The organism is Ornithinibacillus contaminans (assembly GCF_001038425.2).
Taxonomy (GTDB): Bacteria; Bacillota; Bacilli; order Bacillales; family Amphibacillaceae; genus Ornithinibacillus; species Ornithinibacillus contaminans.
In genome coordinates this window covers 21,566-43,773 of sequence record NZ_LDPV02000037.1, presented here as the reverse complement: position 1 = coordinate 43,773, position 22,208 = coordinate 21,566, and the positions used below count along the sequence as shown (strand labels likewise).

Genomic DNA, 22,208 nt, shown 5'->3' with positions numbered 1-22,208 from the left:
GATACTAGCAGACACAGGCGCACTGCTTTTCAGCGCGAGGAGGCTCAGCAGCCCCCGCGGCAAGGTAGACACTGCGAGGTAGTTTCGAGCAGATGTCACCCCTGTGCTGGAAGTGAAAGCGAAGTATATTCCCGGAGCGGGTATCGTGCACCAACGTTCGGATTTTATCTAACCATTAACACGTATGTCCCAGCCCCTATTGGAGATAAGGTGCTACACGATCAATCGCTCTTTTTAAACGTTGACTGTTCCGTTCATACAACTGCTTTGAATCGGAATTATCAGTTGCTAGGGCAAATAACTCTAAATCCGCTTGGCATTTTTTCATGGTGGCAAGCAGTAACGGCTTTTGAGTAGGACTCGCAACCGCAAGCTTGTCATCGTACAAGTCAACGGTTAATTGTCCATCACTATCCACTTGACCAAGAAATACATTTTCAATTTGGATATTCATTTTTTCTAACTCAGTATCTAGCCATGTAGGATTTAGGGAAAGATTAGCTAATGGCTCTAAAAGCGGACGACCATCCATAATAACTGTTTGCGGTTCTTTATCAGGTGCGAGCTTTAACCCGAGATCTTTTGGTGTTACAGGACGATAATCTTTCTTGGGAAGTACACTTAGTTTTCCAGTCGGCTCTAATACAGCAAATTCTACATCTGCTACTTTGAAAATATTTTTATCGCGCAAGCTTTCTAACAAATCATCTGTGGAAAAATGTTCTTTCTTCAGATTGTCTTCCATAATTTTACCGTTTTGAATCAACACTCTACTTTTTCCTTGTGCAAAGTTACGGAATGCTTTACTTTTTAAAGACAATAGCTCCACCAAATATGGGATGATAAACCAAATAAACATCGCTAGTAAAGCATAATATATCGGGCTATCCAGTGTGCTGACATGGATAGCAACTACACCGCCTAATACTACACCAGAAATATATTCAAAAATATTAAGCTGAGAGAGTTGTTTGGTTCCTAGCCATTTGGTAAATAAAAACAAGATGACTAGAAGAGTGAACGACCGAAGTACAATTTGAATCCAATCTGGCATGGTGAAATTCCTTTCTATTGTTTATACTGAGGTTCTTCTCTAGCGAGCATTAGCACTTGTTGCTCAAGGTCTTGTCTAATTGTTGTGATTAGTTGTTCCGTTTCGAAGTATACATTCCGAGCGGATGCCTCGTTGGTTTGTGCTCTTAGTATTGCTAGTGTAGCCTCTATATTTTTAATACTTGCGTAACAGGTTTTAACTTGCGAACTTACGGTCAATATTGCTCCTCCTATCTAGGATATTAGCCTTTTGGTTTAAAAATTAATGCACCAATCATACCGAAAATAATCGCTGCTGAAATACCAGAGCTAGTTACTTCAAACATTCCTGTGATAACTCCGATAATGCCATGTTTTTCTGCTTCCTGCATGGCACCATGGACAAGAGAATTACCGAAGCTTGTAATCGGTACGGTTGCACCAGCTCCTGCAAAATCAATCAAAGGCTCATATAACCCTAAGCCGTCTAAAATGGCGCCAGCAACGACTAGGATACTTAACGTATGACCAGGGGAGAGCTTGAATACATCGAACATTATTTGTCCAATCACACAAATTAGTCCGCCAATAACAAATGCCCAGAAAAATATCATACGATACCACTTCCTGACTCGATGGATACAGCATGAGCAATACATGGGATTGGATCCTTTTGGTTGACACTTAAGGGAGAATGTAGAGAACCGGTTGCGACTACTAGAATTTTAGTTAGTTCTCCTTTTTTCATTAAATCTAAAAAATGCCCATAGGTGACAATTGCTGAGCATGCTGGACCACTTGCTCCCGCTAATACAGGCTGATCCTCTCGGTATATGGTTAACCCACAATCTACAAACTTCTCAGCTGGAAGATTAATGTTATTCTGATGAAGCAAATCTAAGGCAACTTCTCTACCGATATGGGCTAAATCACCGGTAATAATTAAATCATAATAAGATGCGTCTACATTTCTCTCTTTTAAGTGAGTCATTATCGTATCAACTGCAGCAGCAGCCATTGCACCTCCCATATTAAACGGATCTGACATCCCCATATCAACAATTTTTCCTATTGTAGCGGATGTAACACGAGGTCCTTCTCCTGTTTTGGCGACTAATGCACAGCCTGCACCAGTAACGGTCCATTGCGAAGTAGGAGGCTTTTGACCACCATATTCTGTTGGATAACGGAATTGTTTCTCAGCTGCAGCATTATGACTCGAAGTTCCGCTTAGGATATATTCAGCACCATTTCCATTTAAAATAAATGCCGATAGGGCTAAGCTTTCCATGGAAGTCGCACAGGCACTGAATAATCCAAAATAAGGCGCAGCAATTGTTTTTGCGGCAAAGCTTGATGGTGTTATTTGATTGATTAAGTCTCCGCTAATAAAGAAAGATACTTGTTCTTTATCGATGGGACTATTTTTAATTGCTATTTGACAGGCTTCTTCCATCATTACCTGTTGTGCTTTTTCAAAGGAAGCTTGTTCGAGCCAAATATCGTCATGTAGGATGTTGAATGCATGTGGAATATTTCCATTCGCCTCAAATGGACCACCGACAGTTCCTGTTGATATAATGACCGGCGCATTTTCGAATTGCCACGTACGATGTCCGGTTAACATTAGATTGCCCCCCATTGAATAAGTATCGTTTTAATTAAGGCAACAATAAAGGCGGAGAACACGCCAAACAAAATAACCGAACCTGCTAACTTAAACATGTTGCCACCGACACCTAACACATATCCTTCAGTCCGATGTTCAATTGCTGCTGATATTACCGCATTTCCGAAACCGGTAACTGGCACGGCAGAACCTGCTCCTGCAAACTGTCCAATTCGGTCGTAGATCCCAAAGCCGGTCAGGAGCATTGTGATAAAAATTAATGTAGCAGTTGTCGGGTTGCCAACTGTTTGTTCAGTAAAATTAAAAAAATACATATAGAATGTTGAAATAAGTTGGCCGATAAAACAAATGAAACCACCAACTAAAAAGGCTTTGATGCAGTTCTTTACAATCGGTCTCTTTACTTCACGCTCTTGTTGAAAGGTTTGATATTGCTGTGCTTGTGGCGGTAATTTTTTTTTCTTTTTATCTGCCATGTAAAGACCCTCTTTCCACTATGTCTGTTCTCTCATTAGCTTACTGATATGCTTCATTTCTTTAGTTAGCTTTTTTTTCGTAATCTTGTTTTGTTGTATTTGCTTATGAAGCTTATCTAATTCCCAAAAAATCTTTTTATCAGTTGCCAGCTCCACGGTAATATCCACTGATTTGAATTTCTCTTTCATCTCGCTGGAATAATCTTTATTGATTTTTTTTAATTGAAAACGTTCGTGATGTGGAACTTCAATCGCAATGATCATTTTTTTATCATCATTAACAGCGATAACATCCGATACATTTTCTTTCTGGACTAAGTATTGTTCAGCTTGTTTGGAGGGAGTTTGATCAAAATGGTGTTCGGATGACATGTTCGTAACATTGTAAGGATTAGTCGATTCGCTCGGTGAACTGGAGTCATTTTCACAGCCGCTTAGGATGACGAAACAACAACCTATAAAAAAAATAAATCGATTCAAATCCATGTGCTTCACCTATTTCGGATAAGTATTGAAGAGGGGGGAGACCCCTCTTTTAGTTAGAAGCCTTGATATTGAGGCTCTTCCTGTTCAATTTGTTGAACACGTGGTTCAACAGATTGTAGTATAGTTTGAGTCTGCTGGGCTGCTTGCTCATACAGCTGTTTAGCCTGTTTGTTTTCTGTTTGTAAAGCAAATTGTTCAAAGCTAGCTTGTGCACTTTTTAACCCCGCTACTACTTGCTTTATTTGAGTACCAACAGTCATTGCATTATGTCCTCCTTTAATGTTTCTATCCTTGATAGAACCTACTTTAAGGATGGTGACACGACGAGATTTTGCATACCCAGTAGTAAAAAAACAAAAAAGATGTTTCGTATTCGAAACACCTTTAGTTATTTGTAAATTAGAGATTATTTATCCAGGTAAAAAACTGGAAACTATCCACTAGTGACAATATGGAAAAGTACAGAATTAGTTGCATTCCCTTCGTCGTCATCTGTAATCAATTTCACTGTATCAGGGAAGGATATTGTGATCGTTTCATCATCAACCCAATCCGCGCTAACAAACGATCGCTGATAATCAAGCAAATTGTATCCGTCTACATCATGGCTAAGGGATAATTCTTGCCAGTTATCTAGATCAATGACTACAGCATCAGATAATGGTAATTCCGTTGTTGTCGATTCTCGGTCAAATGTTACGAGTAATTTCGTTTCATCGGGTGAAAATATTGCATCTTTTAATTGTGCTAAATTGGCAATGAGAAATCCTGAATTATCGCTGGATTGATCCAATAATAAATACGAGCATTGCTCCTGATAACAGGAGAATTCTAATAAATAGATATCGTTAGTAGTATTATTACTTAATCGTTCTATTTTCATTTGTTCAATGATTGGTTGCCAATTAGGCGAAGCTTGCAGGTAGGCTTGTAAAATCGGAACTTGACTTAAGTTTACACGAATCACTTCATCTTTAAGTGGAAACTCAATAAATTCATCTATTTCCTCATCGTCAGATACCTCCTCGATTAGTTCAGGCTCTGAAGAAGCTTCCTCTGGTGGGGTATCTACTTTAACAATAGCAGGCTGATTATTAGAGCATCCCGAGATCATTACAAAAAGAAACAAAAAACCAAGTATTTTTTTCATGAATACCTCCTGTATGAGTTATCTCATTACTTGTTATTATACATGATTCATTTCTCGCTGTAATGACCAAACGGTATGCAACGTAATTGATTACTATAGATTTTTTGAGTCTTCGATATTTTTTCTAGAGCCGTGTGATACGTAGTCTTCTTGGAGAGCATCATTTTCGGCAATTGACAGTGTTCGTTTGGGAAGATTTAAACGATTGGCACGGACAATCAAATAAATGATAAGCAATACAATAATGGTAATGGTGACTATGACAGGAATCATCAGTTGAAACCTCCTAGGATTTAATCGGTATGTGTTCCTTACATAGAACGAAGAAATTCCTTTCTAGTATGTGTTAGTAAGAAAAATGTTATCATTCGTTTAGAATTTTGATACACTAAGCTTAAACGATAATGGGCGGGTGGCAGTATATGAAAACCTTTAAGTTAAAATCACTACAAATCATAGAAAGTATCAATGAAGACTTAGTAAAGACTGATATTACATTAGAAGATGGCTTAATCATTAATCGGGAGGATGATAAAAATAGTTGGCTTATCGAGGCGTATATCGATAAAGATTATTTGGTTTTTTTTAAGGATTTACGGAGTAGAAGAGATCAAATCATGGTAGAAGTAAGAATTACGAAAGATTCTAACGCCCCGGCAACGTTTATTACTACCATTGATGGTCTACATGAGGTAGGAAAGCATATATCGGTTATTTTTATGGGAACTATTGTGGATAAACGGAAAAGTAAAATTGAAGAAATGCTCGAAAATCTAATCGAAAAAGGGTATCAAGGGGAAGAATTATTAGAGAAATTTAAACAGCTTATCTAAGAATAAAGCAGGTAATGTTCAATTAATTACCTCTGCCTGCGAGTTCACTTTCTATTTAGATTGTTTGAAATTAGAAAAAAATTGGTAATGTTGATGAAAAAGTGTCGAAAAGTGAGGTAAAAGTTTCGATACATTGCTATAATAAATTTGTATGGTTGCCTCGTTACAATAAGGCAAACCTGAGGAGTATAGTCATAAATGTTTGGATTAAAATTTCTTAACTGGATAAATAAATTATCGCCAGTTCGTATTATTTTGTTTTTCTATTTAGTTGCAGCGATTGTATCAACGCTATTAATGAGCCTTCCAATAGCATATCAGGAAGGGGTTCAAATTAAATTTATTGATATCGTGTTTACTGCGATAAGTGCCTTAAGTGTAACGGGTTTGAGTACCATTTCGGTAATCGATACGCTAAGTATACCGGGCATATTTATCCTTGCTTTTATTTTGCAGCTTGGTGCAGTTGGAGTTATGGCAATTGGTACCTTTATTTGGCTGCTTTTAGGAAAAAAAATCGGTTTAAAAGAACGTCAGTTAATCATGACTGACCAAAACCAAACGAGTTTTGAGGGAATGGTTCGGTTAATAAAGCAAATCTTTTTTGTATTAATAACCGTTGAAGCAATTGCCTTTATCATATTAGGAACGTATTTTTTGAAATATTACGATACCGCACAGGAAGCCTACCTACATGGATTTTTTGGTACGATAAGTGCTGTAACCAACGGTGGATTTGATATTACAGGAAATTCCTTGATACTTTATAAAGATGATTATTTTGTTCAATTCATGAATATTTTATTAATCATTTTTGGTGCCATTGGCTTTCCAGTCTTAATTGAAGTGAAAAATTTCTTGTTTTCCCAAAAAGACAAACGAATGCATATGCATTTTAGTTTATTTACAAAGCTAACGTCATTAACTTTCTTTATCCTTATTGTAGTGGGGACTATAGTCATTTACATATTAGACATGAATAATTTCTTTGCTAATAAATCCTGGCATGAGATACTTTTTTATTCCTTATTTCAGTCGGTAACAACTAGAAGTGGAGGACTTGCCACAATGGATGTAAGTTTATTAACAGAGTCTAACCACTTATGGATGTCTTTCCTAATGTTTATTGGAGCATCTCCTAGTAGTGCTGGTGGAGGAATACGAACAACAACCTTTGCACTTGTTGTTATTTTCATCATTACTTATGCACGTGGAGGAAATAGTATTCGTATATTCAGAAGAGAAGTACATGATGAAGATTTGATGAAAGCTGTTACAGTCACATTAATGGCCATTATTCTTGTTTTTACTTCGATTCTCTTGATCACCAAGTTAGAGCCATTTTCAATATCTACGATTATGTTTGAAGTAACCTCAGCATTCGGTACGGTTGGATTGTCATTAGGGATAACCGATCAGTTATCGAGTGTAAGTAAAGTAATTCTAATGTTTTTAATGTTTATTGGAAGAGTAGGAATTATAACGTTTCTATTTATGTTTAAGAAAACGAAAAAAACTGGGGATTATCATTATCCAAAGGAACGAATTAGCATTGGTTAATGAATGAAAACAAGTGAGGGGAAACGATATGGAAAAAAATCGAGAGGCTCTGCCAATAGATAGTCAGGTACTGACCTTTTTAAAGGATGCTATTTTGTTTGTCCATAAGGATGGTACGATTATTGATGGTAATCAAGCAGCCTATTCCATCCTTGATTTAGACCAATTAGATGGATTATCACAATCTATTTATGAGTATTTAGATTTTGATGTACTGCTTGATTCGTCTGAAGCTCACTTGTTATTAGAATTACAGAAAAGAAAAGGGAAATTACTTGAAGTGAAATCACTTCAGTTGCAAAATGATATATATTGTCTTTTATTACAGGATTTTTCTGTACAGGATAAAGCTGACGATATAAAACGTTATATTAATAAATTGTCCAATTCCATCATTGAAGGAATTGTCTTGTATGGTGAAACCGACATCATCGACTGTGATGATACATGTGCGGAAATGTTTGGTTATACACGAGATGAAATGAAAAATATGGCACTTAGTAAATTAATCGACCCGAGGAGTTATGAAAGATTTGCTGATTTTGAACACCTTTCTAATGAACAGGTCATTGAACTTAGAGGTGTTCGAAAGGATGGCAGTTTATTTCACATTGAAATGGTAGAATATCCATATACAGATAAAGGTTCAGTTGTTCGGGTTGCTTGTATTAAAGATATTACAGAACGGGTAGAGAATGAGACAAGAATTGAGTATATGGCTTATTATGATGAATTAACCGATTTACCGAATCGTAACTTCTTCCATAAGGTGTTGAACGAGGCAGTTTTACAGGCACAGGAAACAGAGGAGTTCGCCGTTTATTTCCTTGATTTAGACTATTTTAAGGAAATCAATGATACATTAGGGTATGATTTTGGGGATGCGCTACTCAAGGCTTGTGCCAAAAGATTAAAGTCGTTTCAACAGGTGGATACATTTATCGCCAGAATGGGTGGGGATGAATTCTTAATCCTGCAACGTAACACAACAAAGGAAACGGCAGTAATTTTAGCAGAGCAATTAATTAAGGAATTTGAGAAGCCATTTAAAATCGCCGATTATGAAATATATACGACGGTGAGTATAGGTATTAGTGTATATCCAGAAAACGGTAATAGCGCACAAGACCTTATCAAGCATGCAGATTCTGCTATGTATGTAATTAAAGGGAAGCAACAGAATTACTACAATATATTTGAGTCTTCCATTTCAGAGAACTTTAAAGCGATGCTGACAATGGAGTCCGAGATGCGTAAAGCATTAAAATTGGGACATTTTGAACTCCACTATCAACCACAGAAAAATTTACTGAAAAATGAGGTTGTTGGGGTAGAGGCATTACTTCGCTGGAACCATCCGGAAAGAGGCACTATTGGTCCAACGGAATTTATTCCGTTAGCAGAAAAAACGGGTTTAATCATTGATATTGGAGATTGGGTACTAGTTGAGGCATGCAGGCAAAATAAAGAATGGCAGAACAAAGGATACCGAGCTTTAACGGTAAGTGTAAATTTATCAGCAAAACAATTTTATCAACGTAAGCTAGTGGAAAAGGTTGAACAAATCCTAAAAGATACGCGCTTAGATCCACAGTACCTAGAGCTAGAGATCACCGAGAGTATGGCAATGTCAAATGAGGAAGAAATTTTAAAAACGCTCCACGGATTACGTGATTTAGGTGTACAGGTTTCTATAGATGATTTTGGAACCGGGTATTCTTCTTTTAAGTATTTAAGTATGTTTCCAATTTCAAAGCTAAAGATTGATAAAATGTTTTTAAATGAGTGTCAGAAAGAGAACAAGGCAATTGTGAAATCCATTATTCATATGTCTCATTCCCTTAATATGAAAGTGATTGCGGAGGGAGTCGAGACGACGGAACAGTTCAATTTCCTTGCGAATGAACGATGTGATGAAATGCAGGGCTTCTATTTAAGCAAGCCTTTGCCACCAAGTGAATTGCTTCCATTTTTTGAGTATTAGAATCTTTTTACAATCGAACGCTCGAGGTATTAACACCTAGATGACAATAAAAAATCCGAATGATGTTGCACTGTAGCTGGAAGATGTGCATTACCATTCGGATTTTTTACTTATAAATATCTGTTAAAATTTAATTTTTCAAGGTTTCGAGGCTGATGATTTTCAATTGGTCATTTTCATAACCGATGGTAAATTGGTAACGAACCGTTTCTTTTATTTGTTCCTCTTCATCTAGTTGATTTTTGGTTATGGTTACATCGGCAATGACAGAAGCGTGATTTTCGTCAATGATTTCGGTTGTTTCAGCGGCATACTCCATATCAACAATTTGAATATACCCTTCACGAAAGCTAGAGTATGAAGTGGAGGATTGGTAGGAATCCCCTAGTAACGAGTATGCACCGACATAGTCTCTGATAATAATACTATCTAAAAAGTATTCCATTACATATTCTGCATCCTGCATAAATTGCTTAGAATCGATTGTGCTTAGAAGATCTTCTGTACTTGTATAGGTTAATTGATCATTCTGCGCTTCGTTTGACCAAGTCTCAATAGTGGCAATCACATCGATAATGGGAATGCTAAAACCAAGGGTACCGTCATCTGTTCCAACGGAATTAATTCCAATGACCTTACCAGTTGCTCGATTTATCAACGGTCCACCGCTATTTCCATGTGTTATTTGCGCAGAAATTTGATAATTGTTGTGATAATCGAATCCATCTACGGTGAATTCTCGTTCTGTCCCAGAAATTATACCGAGAGTAACAGTGTTTTGAAATCCATGTGGGCTACCTAATGCAATAACCTCATCACCAATCTCTGCCATTGTTTCTCGATCAATAGAAAGGCCAGTTAATCCAGCTAATTGTGGTACACGTATGACTGCGACATCCGTATTATCACCAATACCAATGACTGCAGCAGGATAAAACCGAGCATTGGCAGTACGCACATAAATTGTTTCTGCATCCTTTACCACATGTGCATTGGTTATAATATCACCTTTTTCGTTGTATAAAAAACCAGATCCGGTTAATGTTTCATCCTCGTTTTTAGCTTCGATTTGTACGACGTTTTTTTCTGCCTCATGGACAATTGTTTTCAGGTCAAGGGTACCGTCATCTGTTTGGACTTGATTAATAATCGGATTATTAATGACTAGATCCTGTGATTGCCAATCCACAAATAGATAGATGAAAAAGGATAGTCCAAGTATGGCTATTATGATAGTTGCGATTAGTGGGTATTTTTGTTTTAACTGCATGTGAATCTCACTCCGTCATAACGATTAATAGTTGGTATACCAGGTTATTTTTTTTGTGTTAACGTCAATTGTTTTAAAATCCTTGTCAATATCATAATGGGTGAATTCAAACTTACCCGTTTCATTTGGATAAAGTGTGTCTGGATATACATAGACATTATTGGATAAAAATTCTGTTTCATTAGTTAGTAAGGAATACTCAACGAGCACAGAGTTAATCGGGATAGTCGCAACACTTTTTACCTCACCTTTTACGACCAGATTACCTTGATCATCATTTTCAACTTTAATTGAAACTACTTCAATCGCATCTGTTTCATTCATTTCGCGTTCTTCTTGAGCAGTGTTAATTGCTTGTTGAATTCGTTGTTGCTGTGTGATTTCAAAGGAAACTTTCTCTTTCTCAATAGTTGTCTTTAAACTCAATAGTTTCTCTGATTCTGGTGCATACTTTAACCCATCATCTACGATAAGCTGTGCATCACTAAACTGCTTGTTTGATAACTGTTCACTTGCTTTTGAATAAGCAAAGTCGATAATCTGTGAGCGAATTGATTCTTTCATTTCGCTTGCTTCACTCGTATTAATTGCATCAGCTTCCCAAAGCAGTCCTTTCAATTCATCTATTGATGGATTATCTGCAAGAATACTTTTTAGTTGTTCTGTTTTCACCGTATTACGTTGTGATACGATGTGATCGACTAAAGTGGTTGTTGCAGAGCCATTGAAATTCTGTAAGGAGGTCTCGGCATCATCCAGTAAAGAAAGTGCAGCTTGAAAGTTATTTTCCTTTAGTTCTGTTCTTGATTTTTCAATTAAATCGGTAACGTTGTAGCTCTTTTCAATAAATTCAAGGGCAGTTTGTCCTTGTTTGAAGCTAGGTTTTTCCTGAAGTGCTTTAGTAAAGTACTCCTTTGCAGCTTCATAATCTTCTACTGCAAGGTGCTGTTCACCTAGTTCATATAACTCCTTAGCCTGAGTAGTCTGCTTTTGAAGATAGGATTGGAATAAACTTGCGACAAGTAAGACGATGATTATTGTAACTATTGGCATATACCATAATTTGTCAAAGTGTTTTTTATCTACATGACGCTCATTGATATCGCTCGGTAGTGCTTTCCCACAGCTAACACAATATGCTTCTTCTTCTTTGATAATTGATCCACAATAAGGACAGTGCATGATGCATTTTCACCTGCTTCTAACATTCGACATTAATTTTAAGTCTATCTTATCATATTTCTCTTTATTTAGGGTGCTGATATTGGTATGATAAAAAAGATTAGTAGTAATTGGTAACGATAGCATTAGTACATAATATTACTGTAGGAGGTGGTTTTACATGTGGGAAACTGCACTCGGAATTGTTTGCGCTGTGATACTACTTTTTAATATCGGTAGTAGTTTTTTGGATAATGAAAAGTAATCCTGTAGAAATTAAAATAAAAAAAGAAGGTCCTTGTTATCTGGACCTTCATAACCTCAAGATTAATTCATCTTGTCTTAGCCATTTCACTAAATGGATAGAAGACAAACTCTGATTTTCCGATAATCTCATCTTCCATGATAAACCCTAATCCATTTCTAGAGTCCTTACTAATGGACCGATTATCACCCATAACAAAATAACGATCTTTAGGTATTGTGATTGGACCAAAATTTCCAGTATGATTTTTGGCATCCTCTGATAAAAATGTTTGTTCATGTAAGTCGTTATTAATATAAAGCTTGTGATTTCTAATTTCAATCGTTTCTCCTGGTAACCCAATGATACGCTTTACGTAATTTTTATCAGGACGTTGAATAATTACGATGTCTCCTCTGTCAGGACCATCAATTAAATAAACAAATTTATTGAAAATAACGCGCTCACCGTCTTGGAGAGTTGGGTCCATACTGTCACCTTCAACAATGGAAGTCGCGAAAATGAATGTTCGTAGCAAAAATGCAAGAATAATGGCAATAAGAATTGCTTTACCCCATTCAAGCCATTCGTTTTTTTCTTTCGTTTTGGTCAAAAAAGACATTCCTTTCTGTTCCTAACTATCATTAATTCCATTATACCAGTTATAGGGAGATAAAAACGTAAATAATGATTCATAATTTGTTCAAGAAATAATGGAAATAATAAGAATATAATTGTGCTTATCCATTTTTCTATGCTAAAGTAATATAAATAGTAAAGGAGGTATTGTAATTTATTTATGTACGATACTGACAAGCTCCTAAAACAGATAGAAAAGTTACGTAATAAAATGAGTACCGTCGCAACGACAAAAGGGTTAAACAGTCTCGAGGCAATTACACTTAGCCAAGAACTGGACCGACTTTTAAACAGCTACGATATTCTCAAAAAAAATGTAAGAACGACAGAAACAGATAGAGATAAAATTAAATTATAACACTATCATATGGCTAATAGGAGGGATATCGCAATTACTGCATTATCCCATCTATTACTGTATTCCACCTTCTAAATCATTATTCTGTAAATACCTCTCTAAGCGATTTAACCCTTCTTCTAACGTGATTTTATCATAGGCATAGGATAATCTCATATATCCTTGTCCAATCGGTGAAAAACTATCTCCTGGCACAAGTGCCACCTTTCCTTTTCGAACAAGATCAACCCCTAATGCAAAGGATGTCATGTTTTTCAGTGGAAACTTCGGAAAGAAATAAAATGCCCCATTTGGTTTGTTCACTTCAAGTCCCATTTCTATTAATCGTTGATAGACATAATCTCGACGTGTTTGATACTCCATGCGCATCTTACTAGAATCGTTCAATCCATTGGTAAGTGCTTCTAGTGCTGCATACTGACTGATAGAAGAAGCACATGAAACATTGTATTGATGTACTTTTAGTAAATGTGTTGTAATCCAACTCGGAGCTAATACATAGCCAATCCGAAATCCAGTCATGGAATGCGATTTGGAGACACCATTGATCACAATAGTACGATCCGACACTTCTTTAAAACTGGCGATTGACACATGGTCATAATCAAAACTTAGTTCACTATAGATTTCATCTGCTAGTATGAATATATTTTTATCCTTTAATACATCGACAAGCGCTTTTAATTCAGTAGCTGTAAATGATGCTCCTGTTGGATTGGAAGGGTAGGGGAGAACGACACATTTTGTCTTGGGCGTAATAGCTTGCAAGAGTGCTTCCTTAGTTAATTTAAATTGTTGATTAGTAGTATCAACATGGACCACTTTTCCACAAGCTAAGGTTACTAGTGGTTCATATCCGGGATAAATTGGTCCAGGCATGATAACTTCATCACCAGGATTTAAGATCGTTCGAAATACGATATCTATTGCCTGAGAGGCACCGGTAGTCACGATGATTTCAGTTTCTGGCTGGTAGCTTACCTGATAACTAGACTCATAATAATTTGCGATAGCACGTCTTAGTTCTGGTATGCCGGCATTAGTTGTATAGGTTGTTCTATTCTTATGTAAGGCGTTTATTGCTGCTTCTTTAATATGTTCTGGTGTAGTGAAATCTGGTTGACCGATGGTTAAAGATACGATATCTTCTTCCTTTGAAACCATATTAAAGAATTTTCGAATACCAGAAATTTCAATTGTTTTTACTTGATGATTAAGTAAGTGCTCCACAATAATTCCTCCATATCAAGCCGTCTTGTTCTTCATTATAGCAAATAGGTTTCGTTTTATGATAGTAGATTAAAATCCAGTTTATTAAACGTATATAATCTAACTTCGCTGTATACACTGGAGGATATTACAATAGAATTGGATGCGATAGGATGGAAACATTTATCCATGGAACTATAATTAAATTATCTCAACTATCTTCACTTGGTTTGACTGAGGAAATGGTATACAGTGTAGTTATCTTTCTTGGTATCCTAGGATGTTATATGTTAATACGTCCAATTATAACCTTTCTAATTGCGCTACAGTCAGAAAGATTATTAAGCTATCTACTTAGTAGTCTATTCTGTACTTCGATATTTTTTATAGCGGTGCTATTCATTGGCGAAGTACAGATCACTCTATATAATCTGTTTAAATATACCCTGCAATCATTAGCGGTATTAGGATTGTTATTATTTCTCGTCCATGTATGGAACTATATCCAAAAGGGAAGAAAGAAAGTACAAAAAAAGCATATCATCTAATATGCTTTCAACGATATGTTTTTCGATTTGTCCAATCCATTTTCCCTAAAGATGATGGCGTGAAATAGGAAGAAGTATGTTGCTTATGCATTGGTTTTTCCTTTTCAGGCTTCCAATCAATGTATTGATAGATAATTTTTTTTGCTTGAGATAGTGACATTTTCGTTTGCGGATTTCGAAAACTTTGGTCGAGTGACCCAAGATGCTCCAATTCTTTAAAGTCGTCTTTTGTTGGAGGTATATGAAAATAGTAGTCAGCTACCTTAACTAGTAAAGTTGAATGTTGGTTACTTCGTTTTGGATGATCTGAAAAATGAAGTCCGACTTTTTTTGCTCGTTTTTCTTTTAATAGCCGTTGGATTGTTTCTTTTTTTATATAATAAAGATGTTGTGGCTCTGGTGCTGTTTTTGCGTGGCGATTGACCGTATAAAGTGCCTTTGCAAGATCAAGAAGTGATGCTGTTTCTTGGCTGTTCATCCAATTACCTCCTTTCCGTAACTTATTGCATTAATAGTAGCCTAAAGCTTGTCCATTTTCAATAGAAAAATAATAAGAGAAGCAGTCGATGCCTCTCTCTTACAACATATCCTTAATAAAGGCAACCATCTCATCGACTTGTTCATCTGTCATGTAGTAGCCATTGTACTTGTTGATGGCATTCCCTTCCGGACTAACAACAAAAAAATTGATTCCATGTACAAATGTATCGTCTTCCATTTCTTCAATCAACGTCTTAAATGATTTAACTGCAAATTGCTTTATTTCTTCAAAATCGTATCCAGTTAAGAAAGTCCAATTGTCGAATTCAATCCCTCTTACTTCACCATATTCCTTTAATACTTCTGGTGTATCGTGTTCTGGGTCAATACTAAAGGAGACAAATTTAACGTCATCAATTCCGGCATCAGATAAAGCACGCTCGACTTTTTGTTTGTTATAAACCATTTGTGGGCATTCCGTTTGGCAATTGGTGTAAATAAAATCAGCAATCCAAATGTCCCCTTCAAAGTCACTTTTACTGACCGTTTCGCCATCTTGATTTGTGAAGGAGAAATCCTGTACCTCATAAGAAATATTCCCATTATATTCCGGCTCACCACATGCAGTAAGTAAGCTTAGCAACACAATTAATAGTAATAATGCTATACGCTTCAACGATATTTCCTCCAAATTCTAATGTTTCCATAATTTTATCATGGAAATAGAATTGATACTATGAATAAACTGTTACAAATGCAATAGGGAGGTTAAATTGTTACGTCTACTCTGGCTTCAAAGTATAAATTGATATTTCGGGTTTGCAAAAGAAGCGGTAAGGTAGTCGAGTTGTTCCGATTCCTTTATTAACATATAGGGTTAACCGGTTGTTCGGAAATGTGTACGTTCCTTGCACATATTTCTCAGCGTATATAGGTGTGTATAAGTGTCCAATAAATGGTAGACGCACTTGTCCGCCATGACTATGGCCAGATAATTGCACATCTATTGGGTATTGAATAGTGGTGTCGGCGAAATCAGGTTCATGTGCTAGTAAAAGCGTGAATAGCGATGAATTGGTATTTGCCATGGTCTTAGTTAAATCAGGTCTACCTAAAATAACATCGTCAATACCAGCGAGTAGAATTCGATCTTGTTGTCTTTCGATAACATGATGACTATTTTGGAGTAGGGTAAATTGAGCGTCTTCCATCACTTTTTTTATGGTTTCGGTACCATAGCCTCCGTGGTCGTGGTTGCCGTATACCCAATACTTCCCATAGGGGGCATGTAAATTGCGTAGGAGGGTTGTCAGCTTAGAGTCCCAATGATAATGGTCAGGATCATCAACCAAATCCCCGGTAAAGACAATTAAATCAGGATTTAACTTGTTTATCTCAGCCGTTAATTTTTCAAATTGTTCTAGGTTGTAATGAAATCCAATATGGGTATCGGAAAACTGGATAATTTTAAAATTTTCAAAAGAGCTAGGAATTCTTGAATCTGTTATCGTGAGCTGTTGCATGGTAAGTAATTCTGGCTCGATATTTCGTGCGTAGTAGTAGGTACCCCCTGAAATTCCGGCAATACCAAACATACTTCCAACTACTTTTTTTAGAAAAGATCTTCTATTCATTCTGTCACCTTCAAAAACTGTAATAAAAAATGATTGTCTTATGTTAAATAAATTCACTATCCAAGTTTTGATTGTTAGTCGATTATATCATACAACAAAAGATGCTTCAGTAGGTCAAATTATACAAAATGAAATCGTTTGACTTTTAATATAAATGAAAATAATATGAAATCAACTAATTACGTCAATAAAGTAATGCATTTAACAGAAAGGAAGGTGGATGAAATGGATAGTAAAACAATTATTGTAACAGGAAGCTCGAGTGGTATGGGGAAGTACATGGCGAAAAAGTTTGCTGATGAGGGAGCAAATGTTGTTTTGACAGGAAGAAATCTAGAACGGCTTACTTTAGTTAAGGAAGAATTAGAACAAACAGCTACTGGGAAGCTACATATTATAACGATGGACGTTCGAAATCCTGAGGATGTAGAGCGGATGGTTGCGGAAACAATAAAGCAATTCGGTACCATCGATTATTTAATTAACAATGCAGCAGGAAATTTTATTTGCGCGGCAGAGGATTTATCAATTAATGGCTGGAATGCGGTCATTGATATCGTGCTTAATGGAACATTTTATTGTAGTAAAGCGGTCGGAAGGTATTGGATTGACCACCAGATTAACGGGTCTATTTTAAATATGGTTGCTACTTATGCGTGGAATGCAGGGGCTGGAGTTATTCATTCTTCTGCAGCAAAGGCAGGAGTGTTGAATATGACGCGTACCTTAGCAGTAGAGTGGGGGACGAAATATGGTATTCGTGTCAACGCTATCGCCCCTGGACCTATTGAAAGAACTGGCGGAGCAGAGAAGTTATTTTTGTCGGAAGAGGCCGCAACTAGAACGTTAGCATCTGTACCGTTGAAACGATTAGGCAAACCAGAGGAAATAGCGGAACTAGCGTATTTCTTATTATCCGATAAAGCGTCCTACATCAATGGAGAGGTCGTTACGATGGATGGGGGACAGTGGTTGAATAAGTTCCCCTTTTAATAGAAAACAAAGGCTGTTGGATGAGGAAATGTCCCTTATCCAACAGCCTTTGTTTATTTAATTGCAATGATCACAGTTGGTGTGAGAGGTGTTTTTCCCCTCGATTTGTAATGTACAGTGATTGATGTGAAATGATTTTTTTAGTATCTCATTACCCAAAACGATTAACTTATCGCGGTCTACAGTGTCGTCAACAATAATATGACAGCTAAGCATTGGTAATTCATTAGTAATTGACCAAATGTGTAAATCATGAACATCTAGAACGCCATCAAGACTAACTAATTCCGAAATTACTTCTTTTGGATTAATATTAGTTGGCTTTCCTTCCATCAAAACATGTAGAGAATCTTTCGTTACTCGATATCCGGAAATGATAATTAGAATGGCTACAATTACACTAGCAATTGGGTCAGCTAAATACCAGCCAAATAAAAGAATTAATACCCCGGCAATAATTGCCCCAACGGAGCCTAATAAATCTCCAATCACATGTAAAAGTGCACTCCGTATATTTAAGTTCTCTTTCGAATCACCTTTTAAGAGGAAGAAGGCAACAATAAGGTTAATAATTAAGCCAAGCAAAGCTATATATAACATATTTGCAGAAACTTCCTGCGGTTCAACAAATCGTGTTATCGCTTCATATAATATATAAAGCGAAATAAGGATTAAGGCAACTCCATTTAGAAAGGCGGCAACGATTTCAAATCGTTTATATCCATACGTCTTATCATTGGTTGCTTTTCGTTCTCCAATTTTTAATGCAAGTAAACTTAATCCAAGTGCAACAGCATCACTTAGCATATGTCCAGCATCTGAGATTAGTGCAAGACTGTTGGTTAGGAATCCACCAATTGCTTCGACAATCATAAATGTAAAAATAGCAATAAAACTTATGAATAAAACGCGCTTGTTAGTAGTGTGATGGTGATGTCCATGACCATGAGAATGATCATGACCATGACCATGATGATGGTGTCCCATTTAAACTGCTCCCTTCGTATGTTTCATGTGGTCAACAGTCTGTTCTAACAAATTCATGACATGATAATCATCAACCGTATAGAAGTACATGTTTTTTTCCCGACGATTTTTTACTAAATGTAGCTGTTTTAAATACTTTAGTTGATGGGAAATGGTTGATTGCTGCATATCGAGTGCAGTAGCAATTTCCGTAACAGAGCATTCTTTGTAAAATAATAAGTGCAGAATTCGTATACGGGTTGGATCAGATAATGCTTTGAATGTCTGTGCTACTTGATCGATTAACGTATCGTGTAATGGTGAATATTCCATTTGAAAAGACAACCCCTTTTTATAATATGAGCATATGTTCATATTATAAAACTGGTCGAACAAATTTTCAAGTGTTACATGTATCGTACATGCTTAATTATCAAGGCGTATGTTACAATAAGAATAGTTACAATAAATTGTAGTTGTATGCTGTAATGTAACGTACTTCTAAATGGGTATATATAGTGTTTATAAAAAAGTTGAAGAACTAATGGTACAACAATAGTTATGGAATAAGGTTCGTTTAGAATATTGTAAAGGAGCGGGTATAATGAGTTTATTGCAAGATAAGGATTTGACAGCGCTTACAATTTCAGAGATGATGATTCCATCTGAAAAAGTAGCACATGTACAAATTAATAATCCGTTAGAACATGCATTATTAGTTCTTGTGAAGTCGGGATATTCTGCTGTTCCAGTTTTGGATGCTTCCTATACGTTACAAGGTACCATTGGTAAAACCAAAATACTAAATGAAATACTCGGGTTAGAACGATTTGAGATGGAGAGATTATCGAGTCTATTAGTTCAAGATGTGATGGCAACAGATATACCTAGATTACAAAAGCATGAGACGATTTTAGAAGGCTTAAAAGCGTTAATTGATTATCCCTTTGTTTGTGTGGTAGATGAAAATGGATATTTCGACGGTATCCTAACAAGGAGAGCAATATTAAAGGAAATTAGAAAAGATATATATACCGAGAAAAAGAAGCAAAATCAATAATCCTATCTAGGCTGCGGCACTTATGTCGTAGCCTTTTTAATACGGAAGTCTTGTATAGTCGGTTAATAATTGCTCGGAATCCTATTGTCTGTTAAAGTGAAAATTATAAAAAATATGGAGGGGAATATAAATGAAAATGATGGATGCTAATGAAATTATACAATTTATATCGACTAGTAAAAAAAGCACACCTGTGAAGGTATATGTAAAGGGTCAGCAGTTAGATACGGTTTCTTTTGGGAATGTAAAAGCCTTCGTTGAAAAAACATCTGGCGTACTGTTTGGAGAGTGGAACGACGTTAGTGCTGTATTAGAAGCTAATCAATCTTATATTACGGATTATATTGTTGAAAATGATCGCCGTAACTCTGCGATTCCTTTATTAGACTTAAAAAACATCAATGCACGAATCGAGCCAGGTGCAGTCATTCGTGATCAGGTTGAAATCGGTGATGGTGCCGTTATTATGATGGGTGCAATGATTAATATCGGTGCAGTCGTTGGTGAGGGGACCATGATTGATATGAATGCGGTATTAGGTGGACGTGCTACGGTAGGGAAAAATTGTCACATCGGTGCCGGGACAGTGTTAGCCGGTGTTATTGAACCACCATCTGCGAAGCCAGTAGTAGTTGAAGATGATGTTGTTATCGGGGCCAATGTTGTGGTACTAGAAGGTGTAACCATTGGTAAAGGTGCAATCGTGGCTGCGGGTGCTGTTGTTACAAAAGATGTTGCACCAAACACTCTGGTTGCAGGAACTCCAGCTAGAGTGTTGAAAGAAATTGATGAAGGTACGAAATCGAAAACAGAAATTAAACAGGAATTGCGTAAGTTAGATAATTAAGCAAGGGGAATCATGATGGATTTAAAAGAACTTAGGCGAATTCGACGTGAGTTGCATCAAATTCCTGAACTTGGTTTCCAGGAGTTCAAAACACAGAATTATTTATTACAGTTTCTGGAGAGATTGGCAACAGAACGTGTAGAAATTAAAACATGGAAAACGGGAATATTGGTGAAGGTAGCCGGTTTAAATCCGACGAAGACGATTGGTTATCGGACCGATATAGATGGATTACCAATTGCAGAACAAACGGAACTTGACTATTCTTCGATACACCCGGGTAATATGCATGCCTGTGGACATGATTTTCATATGACTATCGCCTTAGGTGTGTTAAAGCATGTAATTGATAACCCATTACAAGATGATAGTTTGTTTATTTTTCAGCCAGCTGAGGAGGGTCCAGGTGGTGCATTGCCCATGATGCAATCGGAGGAATTTTTAGCATGGAAACCAGATAGTGTTTTTGCACTCCATATTGCTCCAGAATATCCTGTAGGAACGGTTGCAAGTAAGCCGGGTTTACTATTTGCCAATACAAGTGAGTTATTTATAGATTTTACCGGGAAGGGTGGGCATGCAGCATATCCGCATTTAACCAAGGATATGGCAGTGGCTGCTGGAAGTTTTCTGACTCAAATTCAGGAAATTGTATCTCGAGGAATAGATCCATTGGAAAGCGCAGTTGTCACAATAGGAAAAATGACAAGTGGCCACGTGCAAAATGCAATAGCTGAATCTGCAAGGCTAGAAGGCACAATTCGTACATTAAAACCAGATGTTATTCAGACGATAAAGAAACGAATCGAAGCGATGGTTAAAGGATTCGAAATAAGCTATGATTGTACAATTACCGTAGATTATGGTTCGAATTATTACCAAGTTTACAATGATGCTAGCTATGTACAATTATTTGAACAGACGATGGTTGAAAGAGGAATAAAGTTCACCATGGCAAATAAGGCGATGACAGGTGAAGACTTCGGATTTATGCTAAAGGAAATACCGGGCTTTATGTTTTGGTTAGGGGTCGATTCGCCATTTGGATTACATAACGATAAGCTGAATCCTAATGAAGAAGCGCTGAAAGTCGGAGTTGATGCGGTTGTCGCTATGTTTGATGCTATGGCTTAAAAGCAGTACTAAGCTCGTATATTGTATTCACTTTCGGTCAAACTAAGCATGTAAAATTATGTTTAGAGGAGTGAGATGATGGCGAGAATTGGGGTTGAACAGTCCCTTACGGATGTAAAAGAGGCCTTAATGGAAATGGGACATGAAGTAATCGATTTAAAGTCAGAGGCAGATACAGCTCACTGCGATTGCTGTGTCATTACTGGTTTAGATCAAGATGTAATGGGCATGTCCAACACAAGTATTGCAGGTCCAGTAATTAGTGCAGAGGGCCAGGACGCACAAGCAATTTGTCAGATGGTAAATGATAAATTAAGTTAACCTGAAGAGGTCGGGACAAAAGTAAAATGAGAAGATAATTAGCTGAACCATGCACTATATCCAGAGGTGGAGATAGTGCCACGCGTTCGGATTTTGTCTTATCATAGATACTCTTGTCCCGGCTTTTTTGGCGTTCAGGAAACAATGAATTCAGATGCCGAAGTAATTTTATCACCTAAACAGTGACGTCAGC

The 22,208-nt window shown here is 36.8% G+C and carries 27 protein-coding genes; 9 read left to right on the top strand and 18 right to left on the bottom strand.

From position 1 onward, the window contains the following. Positions 1–196: 196 nt before the first annotated feature. The 9 genes from JF53_RS09990 to JF53_RS09950 form a co-directional block, all read right to left on the bottom strand. On the bottom strand, positions 197–1,054 hold the full coding sequence (locus JF53_RS09990) for a DUF421 domain-containing protein (RefSeq protein ID WP_047982183.1): 858 nt from the start codon (positions 1,052–1,054) through the stop codon (positions 197–199). Between the two features lie 14 nt (positions 1,055–1,068). Next, positions 1,069–1,272: a DUF1657 domain-containing protein gene (locus tag JF53_RS09985; RefSeq protein WP_047982182.1), complete on the bottom strand. Its 204-nt coding sequence runs from the start codon at positions 1,270–1,272 to the stop codon at positions 1,069–1,071. 23 nt (positions 1,273–1,295) lie between these two features. After that, positions 1,296–1,646 (bottom strand): stage V sporulation protein AE, encoded by a 351-nt coding sequence (gene spoVAE / locus JF53_RS09980; protein WP_047982181.1) that lies wholly within the window; start codon positions 1,644–1,646, stop codon positions 1,296–1,298. Then, positions 1,643–2,659, bottom strand: a complete 1,017-nt coding sequence (gene spoVAD / locus JF53_RS09975; protein WP_047982180.1) for a stage V sporulation protein AD — start codon at positions 2,657–2,659, stop codon at positions 1,643–1,645. Before spoVAD ends, spoVAE begins: the two co-directional genes overlap by 4 nt. Then, positions 2,659–3,138, bottom strand: a complete 480-nt coding sequence (gene spoVAC, locus JF53_RS09970) for a stage V sporulation protein AC (RefSeq protein WP_047982179.1) — start codon at positions 3,136–3,138, stop codon at positions 2,659–2,661. The genes spoVAD and spoVAC overlap by 1 nt, the downstream gene beginning before the upstream one ends. 18 nt (positions 3,139–3,156) lie before the next feature. After that, positions 3,157–3,624 (bottom strand): hypothetical protein, encoded by a 468-nt coding sequence (locus tag JF53_RS09965; RefSeq protein ID WP_053071994.1) that lies wholly within the window; start codon positions 3,622–3,624, stop codon positions 3,157–3,159. Positions 3,625–3,677: 53 nt separating this feature from the next. Beyond that, on the bottom strand, positions 3,678–3,884 hold the full coding sequence (locus tag JF53_RS09960) for a DUF1657 domain-containing protein (RefSeq protein WP_047982178.1): 207 nt from the start codon (positions 3,882–3,884) through the stop codon (positions 3,678–3,680). Positions 3,885–4,057: 173 nt separating this feature from the next. Beyond that, entirely contained in the window at positions 4,058–4,774 is a 717-nt protein-coding gene (locus JF53_RS09955; RefSeq protein WP_047982177.1) for a hypothetical protein, read from the bottom strand. Between the two features lie 93 nt (positions 4,775–4,867). Then, positions 4,868–5,047, bottom strand: a complete 180-nt coding sequence (locus JF53_RS09950) for a hypothetical protein (protein ID WP_047982176.1) — start codon at positions 5,045–5,047, stop codon at positions 4,868–4,870. A 149-nt stretch (positions 5,048–5,196) separates the two neighbouring features. On the opposite strand from JF53_RS09950, the gene JF53_RS09945 reads away from it, so the two are divergent. The 3 genes from JF53_RS09945 (at position 5,197) to JF53_RS09935 (ending at position 9,151) form a co-directional block, all read left to right on the top strand. After that, positions 5,197–5,607, top strand: a complete 411-nt coding sequence (locus JF53_RS09945; protein ID WP_047982175.1) for a YwpF family protein — start codon at positions 5,197–5,199, stop codon at positions 5,605–5,607. 198 nt (positions 5,608–5,805) lie between these two features. Continuing rightward, complete coding sequence (locus JF53_RS09940) at positions 5,806–7,167, top strand: TrkH family potassium uptake protein (RefSeq protein ID WP_047982174.1); 1,362 nt, start codon at positions 5,806–5,808, stop codon at positions 7,165–7,167. A 28-nt stretch (positions 7,168–7,195) separates the two neighbouring features. Next, positions 7,196–9,151: a sensor domain-containing protein gene (locus JF53_RS09935; protein WP_053071993.1), complete on the top strand. Its 1,956-nt coding sequence runs from the start codon at positions 7,196–7,198 to the stop codon at positions 9,149–9,151. Positions 9,152–9,281: 130 nt separating this feature from the next. On the opposite strand, the gene JF53_RS09930 is transcribed toward JF53_RS09935, so the two are convergent. The 3 genes from JF53_RS09930 to lepB all read right to left on the bottom strand — a co-directional run bounded on the left by JF53_RS09930 (position 9,282) and on the right by lepB (position 12,448). Continuing rightward, positions 9,282–10,421, bottom strand: a complete 1,140-nt coding sequence (locus JF53_RS09930; protein WP_047982173.1) for a S1C family serine protease — start codon at positions 10,419–10,421, stop codon at positions 9,282–9,284. A gap of 24 nt (positions 10,422–10,445) precedes the next feature. Continuing rightward, positions 10,446–11,603, bottom strand: coding sequence for a zinc ribbon domain-containing protein (locus JF53_RS09925; RefSeq protein ID WP_236686935.1), 1,158 nt, complete (start codon positions 11,601–11,603; stop codon positions 10,446–10,448). A 311-nt stretch (positions 11,604–11,914) separates the two neighbouring features. Next, a complete protein-coding gene (gene lepB, locus JF53_RS09920; RefSeq protein WP_064965380.1) occupies positions 11,915–12,448 on the bottom strand; it encodes a signal peptidase I in 534 nt (177 codons plus the stop codon). A 177-nt stretch (positions 12,449–12,625) separates the two neighbouring features. Here lepB and JF53_RS09915 point away from each other — a divergent pair, with 177 nt between their 5' ends. Continuing rightward, the gene (locus tag JF53_RS09915) at positions 12,626–12,823 is read left to right on the top strand and encodes an aspartyl-phosphate phosphatase Spo0E family protein (protein WP_047982170.1); all 198 of its coding nucleotides are present in this window, start codon (positions 12,626–12,628) and stop codon (positions 12,821–12,823) included. A 54-nt stretch (positions 12,824–12,877) separates the two neighbouring features. Here the strand turns inward: JF53_RS09915 and JF53_RS09910 are convergent, their stop codons facing one another. From JF53_RS09910 to JF53_RS09890, 4 genes are all read right to left on the bottom strand, one after another. Next, positions 12,878–14,053 carry an aminotransferase A gene (locus JF53_RS09910; protein WP_047982169.1) on the bottom strand — a complete coding sequence of 392 codons (1,176 nt, stop codon included), beginning with the start codon at positions 14,051–14,053 and terminating at the stop codon, positions 12,878–12,880. Positions 14,054–14,587: 534 nt separating this feature from the next. Further along, positions 14,588–15,058 carry a YkyB family protein gene (locus JF53_RS09900; protein WP_047982167.1) on the bottom strand — a complete coding sequence of 157 codons (471 nt, stop codon included), beginning with the start codon at positions 15,056–15,058 and terminating at the stop codon, positions 14,588–14,590. 99 nt (positions 15,059–15,157) lie between these two features. Then, complete coding sequence (locus JF53_RS09895; protein ID WP_047982166.1) at positions 15,158–15,736, bottom strand: SCO family protein; 579 nt, start codon at positions 15,734–15,736, stop codon at positions 15,158–15,160. A 106-nt stretch (positions 15,737–15,842) separates the two neighbouring features. Continuing rightward, entirely contained in the window at positions 15,843–16,694 is an 852-nt protein-coding gene (locus tag JF53_RS09890; protein WP_047982165.1) for a metallophosphoesterase, read from the bottom strand. Positions 16,695–16,919: 225 nt separating this feature from the next. On the opposite strand from JF53_RS09890, the gene fadH reads away from it, so the two are divergent. After that, positions 16,920–17,687 carry a 2,4-dienoyl-CoA reductase gene (gene fadH, locus JF53_RS09885; RefSeq protein WP_047982164.1) on the top strand — a complete coding sequence of 256 codons (768 nt, stop codon included), beginning with the start codon at positions 16,920–16,922 and terminating at the stop codon, positions 17,685–17,687. A 57-nt stretch (positions 17,688–17,744) separates the two neighbouring features. On the opposite strand, the gene JF53_RS09880 is transcribed toward fadH, so the two are convergent. Together JF53_RS09880 and JF53_RS09875 are read right to left on the bottom strand one after the other, a co-directional pair. Further along, positions 17,745–18,674, bottom strand: coding sequence for a cation diffusion facilitator family transporter (locus JF53_RS09880; protein WP_047982163.1), 930 nt, complete (start codon positions 18,672–18,674; stop codon positions 17,745–17,747). Then, positions 18,675–18,986, bottom strand: coding sequence for an ArsR/SmtB family transcription factor (locus JF53_RS09875; protein WP_047982162.1), 312 nt, complete (start codon positions 18,984–18,986; stop codon positions 18,675–18,677). Between the two features lie 271 nt (positions 18,987–19,257). On the opposite strand from JF53_RS09875, the gene cbpB reads away from it, so the two are divergent. The 4 genes from cbpB (at position 19,258) to JF53_RS09855 (ending at position 22,015) form a co-directional block, all read left to right on the top strand. Beyond that, entirely contained in the window at positions 19,258–19,713 is a 456-nt protein-coding gene (gene cbpB, locus JF53_RS09870) for a cyclic-di-AMP-binding protein CbpB (RefSeq protein WP_047982161.1), read from the top strand. A gap of 130 nt (positions 19,714–19,843) precedes the next feature. Beyond that, a complete protein-coding gene (dapD, locus tag JF53_RS09865) occupies positions 19,844–20,560 on the top strand; it encodes a 2,3,4,5-tetrahydropyridine-2,6-dicarboxylate N-acetyltransferase (protein WP_047982160.1) in 717 nt (238 codons plus the stop codon). 15 nt (positions 20,561–20,575) lie between these two features. Further along, entirely contained in the window at positions 20,576–21,694 is a 1,119-nt protein-coding gene (locus tag JF53_RS09860) for an N-acetyldiaminopimelate deacetylase (protein WP_047982159.1), read from the top strand. A gap of 78 nt (positions 21,695–21,772) precedes the next feature. Then, positions 21,773–22,015 (top strand): YkuS family protein, encoded by a 243-nt coding sequence (locus JF53_RS09855; RefSeq protein ID WP_047982158.1) that lies wholly within the window; start codon positions 21,773–21,775, stop codon positions 22,013–22,015. Positions 22,016–22,208 lie beyond the last annotated feature (193 nt).

Excerpts from the sequence above, each read along its gene's own strand:
- JF53_RS09940 (WP_047982174.1), top strand. The coding sequence starts at position 5,806 with ATGTTTGGATTAAAATTTCTTAACTGGATAAATAAATTATCGCCAGTT.
- lepB (WP_064965380.1), bottom strand. The coding sequence starts at position 12,448 with ATGTCTTTTTTGACCAAAACGAAAGAAAAAAACGAATGGCTTGAATGG.
- spoVAE (WP_047982181.1), bottom strand. The coding sequence starts at position 1,646 with ATGATATTTTTCTGGGCATTTGTTATTGGCGGACTAATTTGTGTGATT.
- spoVAC (WP_047982179.1), bottom strand. The coding sequence starts at position 3,138 with ATGGCAGATAAAAAGAAAAAAAAATTACCGCCACAAGCACAGCAATAT.
- JF53_RS09855 (WP_047982158.1), top strand. The coding sequence starts at position 21,773 with ATGGCGAGAATTGGGGTTGAACAGTCCCTTACGGATGTAAAAGAGGCC.
- JF53_RS09900 (WP_047982167.1), bottom strand. The coding sequence starts at position 15,058 with ATGAACAGCCAAGAAACAGCATCACTTCTTGATCTTGCAAAGGCACTT.
- JF53_RS09890 (WP_047982165.1), bottom strand. The coding sequence starts at position 16,694 with ATGAATAGAAGATCTTTTCTAAAAAAAGTAGTTGGAAGTATGTTTGGT.
- JF53_RS09860 (WP_047982159.1), top strand. The coding sequence starts at position 20,576 with ATGGATTTAAAAGAACTTAGGCGAATTCGACGTGAGTTGCATCAAATT.
- JF53_RS09955 (WP_047982177.1), bottom strand. The coding sequence starts at position 4,774 with ATGAAAAAAATACTTGGTTTTTTGTTTCTTTTTGTAATGATCTCGGGA.
- JF53_RS09960 (WP_047982178.1), bottom strand. The coding sequence starts at position 3,884 with ATGACTGTTGGTACTCAAATAAAGCAAGTAGTAGCGGGGTTAAAAAGT.
- JF53_RS09880 (WP_047982163.1), bottom strand. The coding sequence starts at position 18,674 with ATGGGACACCATCATCATGGTCATGGTCATGATCATTCTCATGGTCAT.
- dapD (WP_047982160.1), top strand. The coding sequence starts at position 19,844 with ATGAAAATGATGGATGCTAATGAAATTATACAATTTATATCGACTAGT.
- spoVAD (WP_047982180.1), bottom strand. The coding sequence starts at position 2,659 with ATGTTAACCGGACATCGTACGTGGCAATTCGAAAATGCGCCGGTCATT.
- JF53_RS09915 (WP_047982170.1), top strand. The coding sequence starts at position 12,626 with ATGTACGATACTGACAAGCTCCTAAAACAGATAGAAAAGTTACGTAAT.
- fadH (WP_047982164.1), top strand. The coding sequence starts at position 16,920 with ATGGATAGTAAAACAATTATTGTAACAGGAAGCTCGAGTGGTATGGGG.
- JF53_RS09945 (WP_047982175.1), top strand. The coding sequence starts at position 5,197 with ATGAAAACCTTTAAGTTAAAATCACTACAAATCATAGAAAGTATCAAT.
- JF53_RS09965 (WP_053071994.1), bottom strand. The coding sequence starts at position 3,624 with ATGGATTTGAATCGATTTATTTTTTTTATAGGTTGTTGTTTCGTCATC.
- JF53_RS09950 (WP_047982176.1), bottom strand. The coding sequence starts at position 5,047 with ATGATTCCTGTCATAGTCACCATTACCATTATTGTATTGCTTATCATT.
- JF53_RS09925 (WP_236686935.1), bottom strand. The coding sequence starts at position 11,603 with ATGCACTGTCCTTATTGTGGATCAATTATCAAAGAAGAAGAAGCATAT.
- JF53_RS09935 (WP_053071993.1), top strand. The coding sequence starts at position 7,196 with ATGGAAAAAAATCGAGAGGCTCTGCCAATAGATAGTCAGGTACTGACC.
- JF53_RS09930 (WP_047982173.1), bottom strand. The coding sequence starts at position 10,421 with ATGCAGTTAAAACAAAAATACCCACTAATCGCAACTATCATAATAGCC.
- cbpB (WP_047982161.1), top strand. The coding sequence starts at position 19,258 with ATGAGTTTATTGCAAGATAAGGATTTGACAGCGCTTACAATTTCAGAG.
- JF53_RS09990 (WP_047982183.1), bottom strand. The coding sequence starts at position 1,054 with ATGCCAGATTGGATTCAAATTGTACTTCGGTCGTTCACTCTTCTAGTC.
- JF53_RS09875 (WP_047982162.1), bottom strand. The coding sequence starts at position 18,986 with ATGGAATATTCACCATTACACGATACGTTAATCGATCAAGTAGCACAG.